Raw genomic sequence first — 17,216 nt, forward strand, 5'->3', positions numbered from 1 at the left:
AACGATACGGTCACGGGCTCGAGTCTGGCGGGCAACAACCTCAACGGCCTTGCAGGCAACGACATCATCACGGGCGGCAACCTGGCTGACCGGCTGGATGGTGGCGACGGCAACGACACGCTGAACGGTGGTGCAGGCAACGACACGCTCGACGGCGGCGCAGGCAACGACGCCCTCGACGGCGGTGCAGGCAACGACACCTACCTCTTCACCCGTGGCTCCGGACGCGACACCGTCTACGACTACGACACCACCGCAGGCAATGTCGACATCGCGCAATTCGGGGCGAATATTTCGTCAGATCAGCTTTGGTTCAGCAGGAACGGCAGTAACCTTTCGATCGATGTCATCGGCACCGACAACCGGCTGACCATCAGCAACTGGTATGCGTCGAGTGGCTATCGCGTCGAGCAGTTCAAAACCAGCGATGGAAAGACCTTGCTCGATAGCCAAGTGCAGAATCTGGTGGATGCGATGGCTAGCTTCTCTCCACCAGCCGCGGGACAAACTACGTTGCCCAACAGCCACCAAAATGGGTTGAACACAGTGCTCGCTGCAAATTGGCATTGAGCCAGCGAGCTGTTTTTGCATAGGTGTTGGGCCGCTCCTGAGTCATCAGCAGCGGCCCAACCCTCGTTTGAAGTGGAACAAGAGCTCAGTCAAGCCACGGCGCTGGGCCATTCGGCTACCAATGCCTGTTGGCACTACCGTGACGGCCCCATCGCCCCCGCGTCATAAGCCCCGCAGTAATCCTCCCAGTCTTTCACCACCTGCGCCGCGCACTGGTGCGCAGCCGCCATCAGGTCCTTGCGCCAAGACTTGGCCGAGCCGCCGAAGTCGATGAGCGCATCGGCGGTGGCCGAGCCCTGGCGGCCCGAACTGCGCAGTTGCGCCCACGCCATGAGCTGCCCCATTTCGTCGGTGACGCCGCGGATCTGGTCGGGCGAGGTTCGCTTCACGTCAAGGCTCACGCGGTCTTCGCTGGGCTGCAGGCCGCGCAGCACGTAGGAGGCGGCAGCATCCGGCCCGGGGCCGGCGATGGGCTGCAGGAAGGCCATCGACACGGCCTGCATGCGGCGCTGCAGCCCCACCACGCGGTGCGCCTGCGAAGGCCATGCGGGCTGAGCGAGCTTCAGGCGCGGCACCAGCGATGAAGGTAGCGCCTCTTTCAGGTCGAGCAGGTAGTTGCCGTCGGGCGAGCCCTTGCCCTCGACGAGGATGATGTAGCGCTCCACGCCCAGGCTGCCGGTGCCGGCGATGCGCCTTGCCACGTCGAGCACCTTGAAGAACCCGGGCTTGTCCTGCGTCGCGGCGTAGGCGTCGACCAGCTTGGTCACGCGGTCGCGCTGCGCATCGGTGACGGCGAGCGCACGCTTGTTGTCGATACGAATGACGCGCCCGTGGCCCTTGCGGTCGGTGCGCTTGTCCAGAAAGGCCGGCCTGGTGCGCGCCTTGAGGGTGTCGAGCAGTTGGCCGATCAGGCCGCCCGCGTTGTCACGGTCCACCCACCGCGCCTTGCCCGACTGCAGCGCACCGGCGTACGCGTCGAGCGCGGTGTTGCAAAGCGCATCGGCGTCGTCGGTGGTGGCGCAGAGGCCGTCTCCGGCCACGAGGATGCTCGACAGGAAACGCACCAGATCCCAGGTGACGGGCGCCAGCGCGGCTTCGTCGAAGTCGTTGAGGTCGAAGTACACGAGGCGGTTGTCGCCCTTGTAGCTGCCGAAGTTCTCCAGGTGCGCATCGCCGCACACCCAGCCGGCGGGCGCCTTGCCGGCGAACAGCGCGTCCTGGGGCAGGCGCTCGTAGAACAGGTGGCAGGTCCCGCGCAGGAACACGAAGGGGTTGGTGCGCAGGTTGGCGTATTTCATCGCCAGGCGCTCGGGGTCGCGGCCGGCGTTGTAGTTGCGGATGGTATCGGCGACGTTCAGCATGCGTGTGTTCCCTTTGGCGTCATGGCGGATTCCGAAGCCGCCGGCACGGCGGAGCCGGCAGGTTTCAGAGCAGCGCGGTCATCTTTGCGGCGGCAGCCTTGAGCGCGTCGATGCGCTCGAGTGCATCGTCCATCGACATCCGCGCGGTGGGCGCATGCACCGCCAGCGCGGCGCGCACCGCGCCCTGCGCGTCGCGCACCGGCACGGCCACCGCCACCAGGCCGGCAATGAACTCCTCGCGGTCGCACGAATAGCCCTGTTTGGCGATGGCGTCGCATTCGGCGCGCAGCGCCCCAGCGCCGGTGATGGAGTTGGCGGTCATGCGCTCCAGCGGCAGGTTGTCGATGAGCGCGTCGCGTTCTTTCTTCGGCATCTGCGCCAGGAACAGCTTGCCGCTGGCGGTGCAGTGCAGCGGCACGTGCGAGCCCACGTCGAGCGTCAGCCGCAGCGGCCATTGCGCTTCCACGCGGTCGAGGTAGAGCACCTGCGCGCCGTCGAGCGTGGTGAGGTTGCAGGTCTCGCCGACCTCGCGCACCAGCGCCGACAGCACCTCGTGGCGCAGTCCGCGCACCACGCCGTGGTTCAGCGTGTCGAAGGCCAGCTTGCGCAGCGCGGGGCCGACGCTGAACGAGCGCTCGTCCACGTCGCGCGCCAGGAAGCCGCCGGCCAGCAGTTGCGTGCAGATGCGGTGCGCCGTGCCCTTGGGCAGGCCCAGCTGCGCGGCCAGGTCGGCGAGCGTGAGCGCCCTGCCCTCGTTGGCCAGCAGCGCCAGCAGGCGCAGGCTACGTTCGGCCGACGAACCGGAGGCGGATGCGGACTCCGGCTCCTCGATGGAAACCACTGCGGCGGACGGGCGCGCTGGACGGGGCATGCGGGTAAACCTTAAAAATGGAACATTGCGTTCCGAAAATCATTGGCCTAGGATGCGGCCGAGCGAAGCGATTGTTCCACTCCACCGAAGCAACAGGCGCCCATTGCATGTCTGAAGAAGCGTTCGACTACATCGTCGTCGGCGCCGGTTCCGCCGGCTGCGTGCTGGCCGCCCGGCTGAGCGAAGACCCGGCCACCCGCGTGCTGCTGCTCGAGGCGGGGCCGGCGGACCGGTCGCTGTGGATCCACCTGCCCATCGGCTACGGCAAGACGATGTGGAGCCCCACCTACAACTGGCGCTTCGAGACCGACGCGGACCCGAACATGAACGGCCGGCGCATCTACTGGCCGCGCGGCAAGACGCTGGGCGGCTCCAGCTCGATCAACGGGCTGATCTACATCCGCGGCCAGCGCGAGGACTACGACCACTGGGCCGCGCTCGGCAACCCCGGCTGGGGCTACGACGACGTGCTGCCCTACTTCATCAAGTCCGAAGGCAACCAGCGCGGCGCCGACGCCTTCCACGGCGGCAACGGGCCGCTGAAGGTGTCGGACATCGCGGCCAGGCACGAGCTGATCGAAGCCTTCATCGACGGCGCGCGGCAGACCGGCGTGCCGCGCACCGGCGACTTCAACGGCGCCGCGCAGGAAGGCGCCGGCTACTACCAGCTGACCACGCACAAGGGCTGGCGCTGCAGCACGGCCAGGGCCTACCTGACGCCGGCCGTGAAGCGGCGGCCCAACCTGCGCATCGAGACCGGCGCACTGGCGGACAAGCTGGTGTTCGAGGGGCGCCGCGCCGTCGGCATCACCTACCGGCAAGACCACGTGCTCAAGACCGCGCGCTGCCGCGCCGAGGTGCTGCTGTCGGCGGGCTCGATCCAGTCGCCGCAGCTGCTGCAGCTCTCGGGCGTCGGGCCGCGCGCGCTGCTCGACCGCTTCGGCATTGCGGTGGTGCGCGAGCTGCCGGGCGTGGGCGAGAACCTGCAGGACCACCTGCAGATCCGCCTGGGCTACGAGTGCACCAAGCCCATCACCACCAACGACCAGCTCAACTCCTGGTTCGGCCAGATGGGCATGGGCCTCGAATGGCTGCTGCACCGCACCGGCCCGCTGGCCGTGGGCATCAACCAGGGCGGCTGCTTCATGCGCGCGCTGAAGGATGCGCACGGCCGGCCCGTGGCGGCCACGCCCGACATCCAGTTCCACGTGGCCACGCTGTCGGCCGACATGGCGGGCGGCAAGGTGCACCCCTACTCCGGCTTCACGATGTCGGTGTGCCAGCTGCGGCCGGAGTCGCGCGGGTACATCCGCATCCGCTCGGCCGACGCGGCCGAGCCGCCTTCGATGCAGCCCAACTACCTCGCCACCGAACTGGACCGCGCCACCACCGTGGCCGGCGTGAGGGCGGCGCGCGCGATTGCCGAGTCTCCCGCGATGCGGCCCTACGTGAAGCGCGAGGTGAAGCCCGGCCCCGACATCACGAGCGACGACGGGCTGCTGGAGTTCTGCCGCAACAACGGCGCCACCATCTTCCACCCCACCGGCACCTGCCGCATGGGCAGCGACGAGCTCGCGGTGGTCGATGCGCGGCTGCGGGTGCACGGCGTGGCGGGGCTGCGCGTGATCGACTGCTCGGCAATGCCGACGCTGGTGTCGGGCAACACCAACGCACCCGCCGTGATGATGGCCGAGAAGGCCGTCGACCTGATCAGAGAGGACGTGAGAGCGGCAACCGCCGCGCACTGAGTTTTTTGCAAACCCACGGCCCGCAGAGGCCGCCACGACAACCTCATCGGAGACAACGACATGAGCGCAAGCGACGAGAAAGCGATTCGCAGGGTGGTGGTTTCGGCGCTGGTGGGCGCCACCATCGAGTGGTACGACTTCTTCCTGTACGGCGTGGTGGCAGGCATCGTGTTCAACAAGCTCTACTTCCCGGGCAGCGACCCGGTGGTGTCGACCTTGCTGGCGTACACCACCTTCGCGGTGGGCTTCGTCACGCGGCCGCTGGGCGGCGTGATCTTCGGCCACTTCGGCGACAAGATCGGACGCAAGAGCATGCTCGTCATCACGCTGATGATCATGGGCGTGGCCACCTTCCTCATCGGGCTGGTGCCCACCTATGCGCAGATCGGCATCGCGGCGCCGCTGCTGCTGTTGCTGCTGCGCGTGGCGCAGGGCATCGGCCTGGGCGGCGAATGGGGCGGCGCGGTGCTCATGGCTTACGAATACGCGCCGAAGGAAAAGCGCGGCTTCTATGCCTCGCTGCCGCAGATCGGGCTGGCCATCGGCCTGTGCCTGGCCTCGGGCGTGGTGGCGCTGCTGTCGTGGCTGCTGACCGACGAGCAGTTCCTGTCGTGGGGCTGGCGCATCGCCTTCCTGATTTCGGGCGTGATGGTGATGGTGGGCATGTACATCCGCCTGCACGTGAAGGAAACGCCGGAGTTCGCGGCCGTGAAGGCGCGCAACGCCGAGCTGCGCATTCCGTTCATGGACATGATCCGGCGCTACCCCGGCAACGTGCTCAAGGGCATGGGCGCGCGCTACATCGACGGGGTGTTCTTCAACATCTTCGGCGTGTTCTCCATCAACTACCTCACCAGCACCATCAAGATCAGCCGCACCGAGGCGCTGCTGGGCGTGATGGCCGCGGCGGTGGTGATGTGCTTCGCCATTCCGTTCTTCGGGCGCATGTCGGACCGGCTGGGGCGGCCGCGCGTGTACATGTGGGGTTCGCTCATCACCGCCGTGTCGGCGTTCCCGGGCTTCTGGCTGATGACGCACAGCGGCGGCAACGTGCTGCTGATATGGCTGTCGATCATCGTGCCCTTCGGCATCCTGTATGCGTCGGTGTACGGGCCGGAGGCTGCCCTGTTCTGCGACCTGTTCGACGCCAAGGTCCGCTACACGGGCATCAGCTTCGTCTACCAGTTCTCGGGCATCTTCGCCTCGGGCATCACGCCCATCATTGCCACCGCGCTGCTGAAGTCCGGCGGCGGCGAGCCGTGGCAGATCTGCCTGTACGTGCTGTTCGCGGGCGTGGTGTCGGCGGTGTGCGCGTGGATGATCGGCCGGAGTGCGTCGCCGGCGGATGCGCCGGTGGCGGTGGCCTCGCGCTGACGGCGCAGCCTTTGTTCGTCATGGGTTCCTGCCCATGGCGAGCGCGCGCATCACGGCCGCCGTCCGGGTCTCCACGCCCAGCTTCACGTACACATGCTCCAGGTGCTTGTGGACGGTGCGGGGGCTTATCGACAGCAAGGCGGCGATCTCGGCGTCGGTCTTGCCGCGCGAGAGACAGTGCATGACGTCGCCCTCGCGGGGCGTCAGGCCGACAGGCGGCACATCGGGCAACGGCGCCTCCGCGCGGCAGGCCAGCCGGTACAGGAAGGCCACCGCCACCGCATGCTCCAGCCCAAGGCGCCGGTAGTAGTCGGCCTGCAGTTCGGCGCGACGCAATTCGCGCCAGCCGTTGCCGTGGCCCGTGCCGTGACGACGCACGGGCGAACGCCAGGACTCGAGCTGCTCCAGCAGGCGAAGCGCGCTCGCGCAATCGTTGCGCGTCAGATGCGTCATGGCATGCCCCTTTCACGGCGGGTACGCATTGCTGCGTATGGCGCCTGCTCGCATCGGGACGCAGGATGCTCGCGGGCTCCTTGCCGCGAATTCAGTATAGGCAGGCATGGGGCCAGCAAGCCGCCCGTCCGCAAGGACATATTCCAGGAGCTGCCATGTCACGCCAATACATCGACTGCCGCGAGTACCCGAGCACGATGAACTGCAGCGTCGCGCTCTCGGCCGACACCGAGAGCGAATTGCTCGATGCCGCCGTCCAGCACGCCGTGGCCGTTCACGGCCACACCGACACGCCGGAACTGCGCAAGCAGCTGGCGGGCATGTTCAAGGCCGGTACGCCACCGCTGCAAACCTCGCCGGCGCAGAAGGTTCCGGCCTGAGGCCACGGCAAACTGAATACTTTTGCATCCACCAAGAAACATCGGTTACGTGTGGATGCAGTTCGGTGCCAAGCCCGCCCAAGGGCTTGCGCAGGGTCTGGAAGCACGCCTTTCGGGCGTCGGTGCGCTCCAGGCAGGTACCCCCTTTCAGGCATATCGCCAGCCTGTACGCGTACTTACATTTTTGGCTTGAAGTTTGAGATTCGCGGCGTGTGGAGGAGCAAGAGGAAGAGCTTGCTGCTGCATACGGGCGCCTGCACGCAACAAGCCACAAATGAAAAGACGCCATGAACAAGATTTTCCGCACCCTCTGGAATCCAACGCTCGGTACCTGGGTGGCCGCGCCTGAAACTTCGCGCGGCCATTCACGGTCGTCCGCCAAGGGCGGCGACCTGCGCGCCGTGGCCGTGGCCGCCGCACTGCTCCTCGGAGCGGGGCCGGTGCTGGCCGCGGGCGGCACGGGCGGCCAGCCTGTCGGCGACCCGACGCTGAACGCCGGCTCCGGCGGCAGCAACGGCAGCGGCGGCAACGGCGGCCTGAACGACACCACGATCAACGCGACCGGGGGCACCGGCGGCTCGTCAACGCCCTCCGGCGTCACGGCCGGCTCGGCCGCCAGCACCACCAACTTCCCCGGCGGTGCCACGGCGGGCGCGGGCGGCGCGGCGGGCAGCGGCAGCACGGTCGTCAGCCCCGGCGTGATACAGGGAGCGGACGGCGGCGCCGGCCAGGCCCAGACAGGCGACGCCAACAACGGAAACGGCTACGGCGGCGGCGGCGGCGGCGGCTTCCAGGGCGCGACGATCGGCAACAACGTCGGCACCACGTCCAACAGCTACACCGGCGGCAACGGCGGCGCGGGCGGCAACGGTTACTGGGCGGCCGGCGGCGGCGGCGCGGGCGGCTACGGCTCCATCCTCAACGGCCCGCTGGGCAGCTACACGGCCACGGGCTCGTCGACGGGTGGTGCAGGCGGCGCGGGCGGCAATGCGTTCTCGCAGGCCGGCGGCGGCGGCAGCGGCGGCGTCGGCTTCTACCTGAACGCCACCACGCCGGGGCTCGCGTTCGGCAACACAGGCACCATCGCCGGCGGCGTGGGCGGCGCCGGCGGCGCCGAACTGGCGACGCCGCGCCCCAACGCCTCGGGCGGCGGCGGCGGGGCCGGCGGCGACGGCGTGACGCTCGCGGGCAGCACCGTGCTCATGACCAACACCGGCCAGATCACCGGTGGCGCGGGTGGCGCCGGCGGTGCGGCCGGCGGCGGCGCTGGCGGCACCGGCACGCCGGGCGGCGGCGGCGACGGCGGCGCCGGCGTGTGGTCCTCCGGCAGCGGCGCAACCCTCACCAACAGCGGCAGCATCACCGGCGGCGCCGGTGGCGCGGGCGGCGCCAACAGCAACGGCGGCGCGGTCGGCGCCAACGGCGTGGGCGGCGTGGGCGTGGCGGGCGCGAACATCGCCATCGTCAACAGCGGCAGCATCGCGGGCGGTCTGGGCGGCGACGGCGTGACGCGCGCTTCGGCCATCGAATTCACCGGCGGCGCCAACAGCCTGACCTTGAACACCGGCAACTCGCTGACGGGCGCCGTGGCCATCGACAGCGGCGCCACCGCCAGCGTGATCGCCGGCGCCAACGGCCTGAGCGTGGGCAGCGCCCTGCTGCTCGGCGGCACCGGCACCATCAACACCAACGGCAACAACCTGAGCTGGACCGGCCCCATCTCGGGGGCCAGCGGCCTCGTGAAGAGCGGCGCGGGCACGCTCACGCTGAGCGGCGCCAACACGTACGCCGGCAGCACCAACGTATCGGCAGGCACGCTGGCCGCCGGCGCGGCCAATACCTTCAGCAGCGCCAGCGCCTTCACGGTCGGCTCGGGCGCCACGCTGGACCTGGCGGGCCGCAGCCAGACGGTGGCCTCGGTGGCCAACAGCGGCACGGTCTCCCTGGTGGGCAGCGCGCCCGGCACCACGCTCACCGTCACCGGCCCGTGGGTGGGCAACGGCGGCACGCTGCGGCTGGGCACGGCGCTGGGCGGCAGCAGCAGCGCGACCGACCGGCTGATCCTCAGCGGCAGCACCGCCATTGCCAGCGGCACCACCAACGTGCAGATCACCAACCTGGGCGGCCTGGGCGCGCTCACCAGCGGCAACGGCATCGAGGTGATCAGCGCCGTGAACGGCGCGACGACCACCGCGCAGACCACCAAGAGCGCCTTCAACCTCGCGGGCGGCCACGTCGACGCCGGCGCCTACCAGTACCGCCTGTACGCGGCCGACGCCAGCGGCGCGGGCGAGAACTGGTATCTGCGCTCGACCATGACCGTCGATCCGGTCACGGGCGCGCCCGTCACGGGCGGCGGAACCGGCAGCACGGGCGGCGGCACCGGAGTTGGCACTGCGGGTGGCACTGGGGGTGGCGTGCTCGTACCCACCTACCGCGCCGAAGTACCGCTGTACGCGGCGCTGCCGGAGCAGCTGCGCCAGTCCAACCTCGCGATGCTGTCCAACCTGCACCAGCGCGTGGGCGACGACACCGGCACCGGCCTTTCGGGCACCAACACCGCAACGCCCGAGATGGGCTACCGGCAGGCCTGGGGCCGCGTCATCAGCACCGACCGCACCATCGGCCAGAGCGGCACGGTCAGCCCCAACAGCAGCGGGCGCCTCACGGGCTTCCAGGCCGGCACCGACCTGTGGGCCGACCCGAACTGGCGCGTGGGCGTGTACGTCGGCCAGCTCGAGGGCGACATGCGCGTGAACGGCTTCGTCGGCGGACTGCAGAACGCAGCGGCCGGCACCAACAACCTGCGCAGCGAGTACCTGGGCGCCTATGCCACCTGGAAGAACGACAGCGGCCTGTACGTGGACGGCGTGCTGCAGGCCGGACGCCACCGCTACACCGCTTCGCCCACGCTGGGCTTCTCGAGCAGCGGCAAGGGCAACAGCCTGCTGGCGTCCGTGGAAGTGGGCCAGTCGTTCGCCATCGCGGACGGCTGGGTCATCGAGCCGCAGCTGCAGCTGGTGCGCCAGCGGCTCAACCTGGGTGACACCGGCATCAGCGGCGCGCTGGTGCAGCAGAACAACCACGACGGCTGGCTCGCGCGTGCGGGCGTGCGGCTCAAGGGCGAGATCGACACGTCCGCCGGCCGGCTGCAGCCTTATGTCCGGGTGAACGTGTACCGCAGCAGCAGCGGCACCGACGTGGCGAACTTCATCGGCCCGGCCGGCAGCACGCCCATCGCCACGCGCACCGGCGGCACCAGCAGCGAGCTGGCGACCGGCGCCACGCTGCAACTCACGCAGAGCACGAGCCTCTATGCGGAGCTTGGCAAGCTGTGGTCTTCGGGTGGCGACACCCGTGTGCGCAGCGGCATCAACGGCAGCGTGGGCGTGAAGATCCGCTGGTAGGCAGGCAGGTAGGCCAGGCGGGAGCGCCGCGCTTCAGTGCGGCGCGGCCCCCTGGTCGGACCGCACGGTGGTGACGACCGACAGCACCGCATCGATCACCGCCTGCGGGTCGTCGAACTGGATGTCGTGCCCCGCATTCGGCAGCAGCCGGTGCACGCTGCGCGAAGACCAGCCTGCCATTTCCGCGTGCATCTGCTTCCAGATGGCCTGCACCTGCGTGCCCTGGGCGGGCGTGATCTTCATGCCGCGCAGCTCCGCTTCAGTGTAGGGCGCCATCGCCGTCAGCACCACCAGCGGGCGGTTGCCCAGGTTCCTGAAGCCGCGCGTCTCGGCAAGCGTGTCGTCCATCGCATCGCCTTCCATCAGCTGCGTGCGCATCGACTTGGGGGCAAAGGCGCGAACCGCCTGCGCGTCGTGCGCCGTCTGGTGCGGCGCCTGCGAGAGCAGCGCCGAGGCCGCCGCCCGCAATAGCCCCGACCACGTCAGCGCCACGCCGATGCGCGACTGCAGCGACCGCGTTTCCACCATGAAGGCCGCCACCCGCGCCACCTGGTCCGGGTGCGAGGGATCGACCAGCACCAGCCCCGCCACCTCGTCGCCGAAATGCTGCGTGAAGTTCATGGCGTAGAGCCCGCCCATGGACTGGCCCACCAGCACGTACGGCCCGCGCTCGCCCGCGCGGGCCAGTGCCGTGTGCAGGTCTTGCGCGACCTGCCTGGCGCTGTAGGGCGCGTCCGAAGGGTCGCTCCACATCAGCCCCGCGCGGCTGTACGAGCAGGCGCGCGTGTGAGCGGCCACCTGCGGCTGCACCGGCGCCCAGCTCAGCGAGCCGTCGATGCTCAGGCCAGCCTCGAACACCACGGTGGGCGAGCCGCTGCCGCGGCAGTCGAGCTGAATGCGCCGCCCGCCGCCGACGTCGATCATCCTGCCGGGCGGGGGAAAGTCGCGCATGGCGCGGTAGCGGCCGAGCTGCTCGTACACCACCCCCGCCAGCACGGCGACGGCGAGGCAGACCGCGCCAGCCAGGACGATGCGCATCGACGACATACGTTTCAACGAGGGCTTCACTGCGGCAGATGGTGCCACCGCCGGGCGGGCACCGCCACAGCCCCTGCTACTTCAGCCGGTAGCTGAGCTTGCGGTTGCCGCTGACCGTGGAGTCCAGCCCCAGCCACTCGCCCTGCTGCGAATACCAGACATCGATCGGCTGCGCGTCGGTCGCAATGCGCCAGCGCGTGGCCTCCACCGGCTGGCCGCGCACTTCCACCGTGCCGCTGCCGGCCTTGCTGATGCGCACCTGCTCCAGCTTGCCGCTCTGCGAATTCAGCAGCCTGGCCTGCGTGCGGATCGCGGGGTTCCAGTAGGCGAAGCTCATCACGCAGCCGTCGACCGACTGGGTGCCCTTGGGCGTGGCGACGGCCAGCGCGTTGTCGCCCGCGGGCTCGGCGGTGACCTTCTCGGGCGTGCCGTCGTCGTCGGTCTTGGAGGTGAGCCGGTGCAGGCAGTCGCCGCGCCACAGTTCGGTGGCCTCGTGCCGGTAGCGGTACACCGTCACGCCCAGCAGCTTGACCGCGAAGCGCGCGTCGCTCACCAGCTTGCGCTCGCCGCCGTTGGTGGCCAGCGCAAAGCGGTGCTCGCCGATGGGCGAGTCGTCCAGCAGCACGCGGAAATCCCATTCACCGCCCGACGGGCCGGCGGCCGAGGCGGTGGCCGCCCCGTTCGACAGCGCGGCCAATGCGGCCAGCGCGCAGAGCCAGTGCTTCTTCGTCATGTTGCTCACGGCGCCTTGCGGTTTCCGCGCACCGGCCCCGGCAGGAAGGCGTTGGTGCGCGCGATGTAGTCGCGATACGCCGGGCGGCGCTCGCCGATGTCGCTTTCGAGCATGCTCACGCCCGAGACCTTCAGCAGCAGCCAGGTCATGAGCAGCGGCGACACCACGCTCCATGCCCCGCTCCACCCCGCGCCGCCAAGTGCCAGCAGCCACAGGCCCCACCAGACGCACACTTCGCCGAAGTAGTTGGGATGGCGCGTGTAGCGCCACAGCCCGCGGTCCATCACCTGGCCCTTGTTCTTCGGGTCGGCCTTGAAGCGCGCCATCTGCGCGTCGCCGATCGCCTCGAAGAAGATGCCGAACAGCGCCAGCAAGATGCCCAGCGCATCGAGCACGCCCAGCGGCCGCGCCGCCGCCATGCCCGGCAGGAACGGCGCCGAAACGATCCAGGCCAGCACCGCCTGCAGCGCGAACACCAGGTACAGGCTCTTGAAGCCGAAGTTCGGCTGGTTGCGCGCGCGGATCGCCTGGTAGCGCCGGTCTTCGCCGTGGCCCCAGTTGCGCCAGGTGACATACAGGCAAAGCCGCACCGCCCACGCCGCGCCCAGCACCGCCATGCACAGCCCGCGCACCGTCTGCACCGGCAGCAGCAGGAAATAGACGATGCCCGCCCCCACGATGCAGACCGACCAGATGCGGTCGATCAGGCTGACGTCATGCCGCACCAGGCTGGCCACCCATGTCAGGAAGCCCAGAGACGCCGTCAGGGCCAAACCGGCGAATGCAACCGACACCATGCCGCTCATGACACAACCGCCCTCGAAGATTCAAGAGACGCCGTGGAACCGGCTCCGCCGGGCCACAGGCGGCGCCCCCGGCAGGGGGAAGGAGAAGCGACACGAAGTGCGCGAAGCCTGGGGGCGAGCCTCATGTACGTCGCTCGAACAGATAGTGGCTCACCCACCAGCGCTGGCCGTGGTCGAAGCCGAACAGTTCCGCCACCGACATGAAGAACAGCCGCCAGCGCGTCCACCATACGTTGGCCTCGGCGCCGTAGGTGGCCTGGAACAGCGGGCGCAGCGTGTCGCGTCGCGCGTCCATGTTGCGCAGCCAGGCCTCGGCCGTGCGCTGGTAGTGGCTGCCTTCCCAGCGCCATCGGCGCAGCAGGCGCAAGTCGTCCTGGCAGTGCAGCGCCAGGTCGTCGCTGGGCATCATGCCGCCGGAGAAGAAATACTTGCTCATCCAGTCGCTGGGGTCGCGCACCTCGAAGGGGTACGGCGCCTCCTTGTGGGCGAACACGTGCATGAAGAAGCGCCCGCCCGGCCGGAGCCAGCGCGCCACGTTGGCAAAGGCCTGCGGCCAGTTGCGCAGGTGCTCGAACATCTCGACCGACACCACGCGGTCGAAGCGCTCGTCGGTGTCGAACACGTTGATGTCGCGCGTGAGCACCCGCACGTTGCCCAGACCGCGACGCGCCGCCTCCGCCTCGATGTATTCGCGCTGGGAATTGGAGTTGGACAGCGCCGTGATGCGGCTGCCCGGGTAGTGCTCGGCCATCCAGAGCGTGAGCGAGCCCCAGCCGCAGCCCAGCTCCAGCACGTCCTGCCCGTCGGCCAGGCCGGCGCGCTCGCAGGTGGCGGCCAGCGCGGCGGATTCGGCCTCTTCCAGGGTGCGGGTGCCCTCGGGCCAGTAGCAGCTGCTGTACTTGCGGTGGTTTCCCAGCACTTCGCCGAAGAAGGCGGCCGGAACCTCGTAGTGCTGCTCGTTGGCTTTTTCGGGCAGCGGCGCCAGGTTGGCCGCGCCCATGCGGGCGACGAAATCCTGCGTCAGCTCGGCCACCGCCAGCGCGTTGCCCGAATGCAGCTCCGCGAGCCGGTCTCTCAGCAACCGGCGAATGCCCCGGCGAACCACCGGGTCAGGCACCAGGCCCTTTTCGACCCAGCGGATGGCGAATGCGATGTCCTGCGGCATGACTTTTCCTCGGCTGAAGGCACGCCGGAATGCGTGCCACTGACACCCGTACGCAGCCAAGCGGCGACTGGATGCACCCGTTTTTCCTGATCGCATGGTAAGGCGGCCGCCGGAAAAACTGTGGCAGACTCATCCGCGATGGCCGGCTTCTGCCTGAGGACATGAGCGCCGGCGCGGTGCTCTCCAGGCGCCCTCGCGCGGCTTTTGCACCGTCACCGTGAACAATCTCCCCGCCTATCTTCCGTCGCAGCACAACCTGTGGGCCGTCGCCGCGTCCCTGCTCCTCGCGACCCTTGCTTCCTACGTGGCCCTCGACCTGTCGCGCCGCGTGCGGCATGCCAGCGGACGGCCGCACCTGCTGTGGTGGGCGCTGGGCTCGCTGGCCATGGGCACGGGCATCTGGTCGATGCACTTCGTGGGCATGCTGGGTTTCTCGCTGCCCATTTCGCTCGGCTTCTCCGGCGGGCTGACCCTGGCCTCATGGGTGGCCGGCGTCATGGCGTCGGGCGTCGCGCTGTGGGTGGCCAGCAAGGCCGAATACGGACTGCGCCGCATCGCCGTGGCCTCGCTGGCTATGGCCGTCGGCATCTGCGGCATGCACTACATCGGCATGGCCGCGCTCGACATGGCGCCGCCCATCGTCTGGCACGCGCCCACCGTGCTGCTGTCGCTGTTGATAGGCCTGGGCGCCTCGGCCGCGGCGCTGTTCATCTTCAAGTACCTGGGCAATGCCCACAGCAACCACCGGGTGGCCTTCCAGTTTCTGGCCTCGGTGGTCATGGGCATCGCGATCTGCGGCATGCACTACACCGGCATGGCGGCGGCCAGCTTCCCGGCCGATTCGGTCTGCCTCAGCGCCGGCCAGCTGGGCGGCACCGGGCTCACCGCCATCGTCGGGCTGGCCTCGGGGCTGCTGCTGCTGGGCACGCTCTTCACTTCCATACTGGAATCGCGGCTGCAGCTGGTCGCCAGGCGCCTGTCGCGCTCGCTCGAAGAGGCCAATGCCGAACTCACCCAGGCCAACCAGGAACTGCAGAAGCGCGCCTTCACCGACGCGCTGACCGGCCTGCCCAACCGCGTGCTGTTCGAAGACCGGCTGCGCCACGCCCTGGCGCGCATGAACCGCGCCAACCAGCTGCAGGTCGAAGAGCGCATTGCGGTTCTTTTCGTCGACCTCGACGGGTTCAAGCCCATCAACGACTCCTTCGGCCACTCGGCCGGCGACCGCATCCTGTGCGTCGCCGCCGAGCGGCTGGCCCGCACCACCCGGGAAGGCGACACCGTGGCCCGCATCGGCGGCGACGAGTTCCTGCTGCTGCTCGAAGGCGTGCGCGACCGGGCCGAATGCGCGGAAGCCGCCAATCGCGTGCTGCGCGCGCTTGGCGAGCCTTTCAACGTGCAGGGCAAGCAGCTGCAGATCGCATGCTCCATCGGCATCGTGCTGCACCCGGAACAGGGCGAGCCCGACAAGCTGGTGGCCAACGCCGACGCGGCCATGTACGAGGCCAAGCGCGCGGGCGGCGGCAACTACGTGATGTTCGAGTCCCACATGGGCGCCGATGCCGCCAAGCAACTGCAGTTGCAGAGCGACCTGCGCCGCGCGGTGGAGCTCAAGCAGTTCGAGCTTTACTACCAGCCCAAGATCAACGGCACCGGCCACGGCATCAGCGGCGTGGAAGCGCTGGTGCGCTGGAACCATCCGCAGCACGGCCTGATCGGCCCGACCGAATTCATCGGGCTGGCCGAGCGCTTCGGCCTCATCGTGCACCTGGGCGACTGGATCCTCGACGAGGCCTGCCGCCAGATCGCGCAATGGCAGGCCCAGGGCACGCGGATGTGCGTGGCCGTGAACCTGTCGGTCATGCAGCTGCGCGAAGTCGACTTCGTCGCGCGCGTCGAACGGGCGCTGCTGCGCCACGACGTGCCGGCCACGCTGCTGCTGTGCGAGATCACGGAATCCGTCGCCATGGAAGACATCAAGGCCACGCAGCGCACCTTCGAAGGGCTGGCGCGGGTCGGCGTGTTCCTGTCGATCGACGACTTCGGCACCGGCTATTCAAGCCTGAGCCACCTGCGCAAACTGCCCGCGCGCCAGGTCAAGATCGACCGCAGCTTCGTGCAGGACCTGCAGACCAAGGAAGACGCCAGGGCCGTGATCGACGCCGTCATCCGCCTGGCCCACGCGCTGGGCCTGAGCGTGGTGGCCGAGGGCGTGGAGAACGAGGCCCAGCGCGACATACTGATCGCGATGGGATGCGATGAGCTGCAGGGCTTTCTGTTTTCGCGTCCGCTGCCTGCGGGGGATCTGCTGGATTGGTATTCGAGCCGGTACGCGGAGGCGGCCTAGGTCAGGTTCCGGCGCTTTTCTTCTTGTTGCGCCAGCGCCGGTACAGCCAGTTGCCGGTGAAAGCGCCGGCAACGACGCAAAGTGCCTGCACAAAGATCGCGATCATGAAGGCATCGGAAAGGTCGTATTCGCTGCGCGCCACTTTCATTTCATACCAATGCCCGACCCCGATAAGGATGGCGTTCGATACGAAGCCGAAGAGCAGCGCGCCGCTGGCGATGAAGAGAATTCGAAGCGTTAGGTTCATGGCCTGATTCGGAGCCTTCGCCGAAGCCCGAAGACCAGCAGCAGATTGTTCGCAGGCATCGCATGCCGCTGCCGCAACGCAAGACCAGCCTGCTGCGCCTGCGCGGCCACGTCGTCCAGGCGACGGATGCCCCAGTCGGGATCGCGTGCGCGCAGGTCTTCGTCGAACGCGATGTTGCCCGGCGCCGCCGGCACGCCTGCTTCGAAATAAGGTCCGTAGGTGACGAGCACCCCGCCAGGACGCAGATGCCGTGCGGCTCCCTGCATCAGCGCGGCGCATGTGGCCCAGGGCGAGATGTGCAGCATGTTCGCGCAGAAGATCGCGTCGAACTGCTTGTCTCCCTGCCCTCCGGCAAACGCGGAACCCTCCGATGGCCATCGGGATTCCATCACGTCGAGGAGAAGGGGCGCATGCAGATTGGGCAGCGCGGCCTCCGCGATACGGCTTGCCATCGCGGGCAGCATGCGCGCGTCGGCGTCGGTGGGCTGCCAGCTCCACCCGCGCATCGCCGCCGCGAACCAGACCGCATGCTGGCCCGTGCCGGACGCGATCTCCAGTGCGGCGCCCTCTTCGCCAAGGATGGCGGTCAACGCATCGAGGATCGGCTGCTTGTTGCGGTCGGCGGAAGGGCTGTGAGGAAGGCTGGACATTGGAGGAAGAGCAAGCAGGCAGGTGAGAACGGGAACCACGGTTTGTACCCGCAGTCGGCCCCGCCC

General features: G+C 68.9%; 15 protein-coding genes. 6 read left to right on the forward strand and 9 right to left on the reverse strand.

From position 1 onward, the window contains the following. Positions 1–570: calcium-binding protein (locus AC1RVW_RS29225; RefSeq protein WP_493204168.1), on the forward strand; the 570-nt coding region annotated here is incomplete at its 5' end. 134 nt (positions 571–704) lie between these two features. Here the strand turns inward: AC1RVW_RS29225 and AC1RVW_RS29230 are convergent. Both AC1RVW_RS29230 and AC1RVW_RS29235 read right to left on the reverse strand, forming a co-directional pair. Continuing rightward, positions 705–1,931: a DUF2252 domain-containing protein gene (locus AC1RVW_RS29230; protein WP_493204170.1), complete on the reverse strand. Its 1,227-nt coding sequence runs from the start codon at positions 1,929–1,931 to the stop codon at positions 705–707. 64 nt (positions 1,932–1,995) lie between these two features. Further along, positions 1,996–2,802, reverse strand: a complete 807-nt coding sequence (locus AC1RVW_RS29235; RefSeq protein WP_081271707.1) for an IclR family transcriptional regulator — start codon at positions 2,800–2,802, stop codon at positions 1,996–1,998. Positions 2,803–2,909: 107 nt separating this feature from the next. Between AC1RVW_RS29235 and AC1RVW_RS29240 the strand changes: the two genes are divergently transcribed. Beyond that, on the forward strand, positions 2,910–4,550 hold the full coding sequence (locus tag AC1RVW_RS29240) for a GMC family oxidoreductase (protein WP_493204172.1): 1,641 nt from the start codon (positions 2,910–2,912) through the stop codon (positions 4,548–4,550). 60 nt (positions 4,551–4,610) lie between these two features. After that, complete coding sequence (locus AC1RVW_RS29245; RefSeq protein WP_081271705.1) at positions 4,611–5,924, forward strand: MFS transporter; 1,314 nt, start codon at positions 4,611–4,613, stop codon at positions 5,922–5,924. Between the two features lie 18 nt (positions 5,925–5,942). Here AC1RVW_RS29245 and AC1RVW_RS29250 read toward each other — a convergent pair whose 3' ends face one another. Next, entirely contained in the window at positions 5,943–6,377 is a 435-nt protein-coding gene (locus AC1RVW_RS29250; protein WP_493204175.1) for a helix-turn-helix transcriptional regulator, read from the reverse strand. Positions 6,378–6,532: 155 nt separating this feature from the next. On the opposite strand from AC1RVW_RS29250, the gene AC1RVW_RS29255 reads away from it, so the two are divergent. Together AC1RVW_RS29255 and AC1RVW_RS29260 are read left to right on the forward strand one after the other, a co-directional pair. Continuing rightward, the gene (locus AC1RVW_RS29255) at positions 6,533–6,757 is read left to right on the forward strand and encodes a DUF1059 domain-containing protein (protein ID WP_285414639.1); all 225 of its coding nucleotides are present in this window, start codon (positions 6,533–6,535) and stop codon (positions 6,755–6,757) included. A gap of 287 nt (positions 6,758–7,044) precedes the next feature. After that, a complete protein-coding gene (locus AC1RVW_RS29260) occupies positions 7,045–10,164 on the forward strand; it encodes an autotransporter outer membrane beta-barrel domain-containing protein (RefSeq protein WP_493204177.1) in 3,120 nt (1,039 codons plus the stop codon). A 33-nt stretch (positions 10,165–10,197) separates the two neighbouring features. Here AC1RVW_RS29260 and AC1RVW_RS29265 read toward each other — a convergent pair whose 3' ends face one another. From AC1RVW_RS29265 to AC1RVW_RS29280, 4 genes are all read right to left on the reverse strand, one after another. Further along, entirely contained in the window at positions 10,198–11,202 is a 1,005-nt protein-coding gene (locus AC1RVW_RS29265; RefSeq protein WP_493204179.1) for an alpha/beta fold hydrolase, read from the reverse strand. A 76-nt stretch (positions 11,203–11,278) separates the two neighbouring features. Continuing rightward, positions 11,279–11,935, reverse strand: coding sequence for a DUF6134 family protein (locus AC1RVW_RS29270; RefSeq protein ID WP_106937715.1), 657 nt, complete (start codon positions 11,933–11,935; stop codon positions 11,279–11,281). 5 nt (positions 11,936–11,940) lie between these two features. After that, complete coding sequence (locus AC1RVW_RS29275; RefSeq protein ID WP_493204181.1) at positions 11,941–12,741, reverse strand: DUF1295 domain-containing protein; 801 nt, start codon at positions 12,739–12,741, stop codon at positions 11,941–11,943. Positions 12,742–12,862: 121 nt separating this feature from the next. Next, positions 12,863–13,906 carry an SAM-dependent methyltransferase gene (locus tag AC1RVW_RS29280; RefSeq protein ID WP_493204183.1) on the reverse strand — a complete coding sequence of 348 codons (1,044 nt, stop codon included), beginning with the start codon at positions 13,904–13,906 and terminating at the stop codon, positions 12,863–12,865. Positions 13,907–14,123: 217 nt separating this feature from the next. Between AC1RVW_RS29280 and AC1RVW_RS29285 the strand changes: the two genes are divergently transcribed. Further along, the gene (locus AC1RVW_RS29285) at positions 14,124–16,253 is read left to right on the forward strand and encodes a putative bifunctional diguanylate cyclase/phosphodiesterase (protein ID WP_493204185.1); all 2,130 of its coding nucleotides are present in this window, start codon (positions 14,124–14,126) and stop codon (positions 16,251–16,253) included. A gap of 1 nt (position 16,254) precedes the next feature. Here AC1RVW_RS29285 and AC1RVW_RS29290 read toward each other — a convergent pair whose 3' ends face one another. Both AC1RVW_RS29290 and AC1RVW_RS29295 read right to left on the reverse strand, forming a co-directional pair. After that, positions 16,255–16,500: a hypothetical protein gene (locus tag AC1RVW_RS29290; protein ID WP_493204187.1), complete on the reverse strand. Its 246-nt coding sequence runs from the start codon at positions 16,498–16,500 to the stop codon at positions 16,255–16,257. After that, positions 16,497–17,150 (reverse strand): DUF938 domain-containing protein, encoded by a 654-nt coding sequence (locus tag AC1RVW_RS29295; protein WP_493204189.1) that lies wholly within the window; start codon positions 17,148–17,150, stop codon positions 16,497–16,499. The genes AC1RVW_RS29290 and AC1RVW_RS29295 overlap by 4 nt, the downstream gene beginning before the upstream one ends. Positions 17,151–17,216 lie beyond the last annotated feature (66 nt).

Source organism: Variovorax sp. MPBD4-3, assembly GCF_058809745.1.

Excerpts from the sequence above, each read along its gene's own strand:
- AC1RVW_RS29230 (WP_493204170.1), bottom strand. The coding sequence starts at position 1,931 with ATGCTGAACGTCGCCGATACCATCCGCAACTACAACGCCGGCCGCGAC.
- AC1RVW_RS29235 (WP_081271707.1), bottom strand. The coding sequence starts at position 2,802 with ATGCCCCGTCCAGCGCGCCCGTCCGCCGCAGTGGTTTCCATCGAGGAG.
- AC1RVW_RS29240 (WP_493204172.1), top strand. The coding sequence starts at position 2,910 with ATGTCTGAAGAAGCGTTCGACTACATCGTCGTCGGCGCCGGTTCCGCC.
- AC1RVW_RS29245 (WP_081271705.1), top strand. The coding sequence starts at position 4,611 with ATGAGCGCAAGCGACGAGAAAGCGATTCGCAGGGTGGTGGTTTCGGCG.
- AC1RVW_RS29250 (WP_493204175.1), bottom strand. The coding sequence starts at position 6,377 with ATGACGCATCTGACGCGCAACGATTGCGCGAGCGCGCTTCGCCTGCTG.
- AC1RVW_RS29255 (WP_285414639.1), top strand. The coding sequence starts at position 6,533 with ATGTCACGCCAATACATCGACTGCCGCGAGTACCCGAGCACGATGAAC.
- AC1RVW_RS29260 (WP_493204177.1), top strand. The coding sequence starts at position 7,045 with ATGAACAAGATTTTCCGCACCCTCTGGAATCCAACGCTCGGTACCTGG.
- AC1RVW_RS29265 (WP_493204179.1), bottom strand. The coding sequence starts at position 11,202 with ATGCGCATCGTCCTGGCTGGCGCGGTCTGCCTCGCCGTCGCCGTGCTG.
- AC1RVW_RS29270 (WP_106937715.1), bottom strand. The coding sequence starts at position 11,935 with ATGACGAAGAAGCACTGGCTCTGCGCGCTGGCCGCATTGGCCGCGCTG.
- AC1RVW_RS29275 (WP_493204181.1), bottom strand. The coding sequence starts at position 12,741 with ATGAGCGGCATGGTGTCGGTTGCATTCGCCGGTTTGGCCCTGACGGCG.
- AC1RVW_RS29280 (WP_493204183.1), bottom strand. The coding sequence starts at position 13,906 with ATGCCGCAGGACATCGCATTCGCCATCCGCTGGGTCGAAAAGGGCCTG.
- AC1RVW_RS29290 (WP_493204187.1), bottom strand. The coding sequence starts at position 16,500 with ATGAACCTAACGCTTCGAATTCTCTTCATCGCCAGCGGCGCGCTGCTC.
- AC1RVW_RS29295 (WP_493204189.1), bottom strand. The coding sequence starts at position 17,150 with ATGTCCAGCCTTCCTCACAGCCCTTCCGCCGACCGCAACAAGCAGCCG.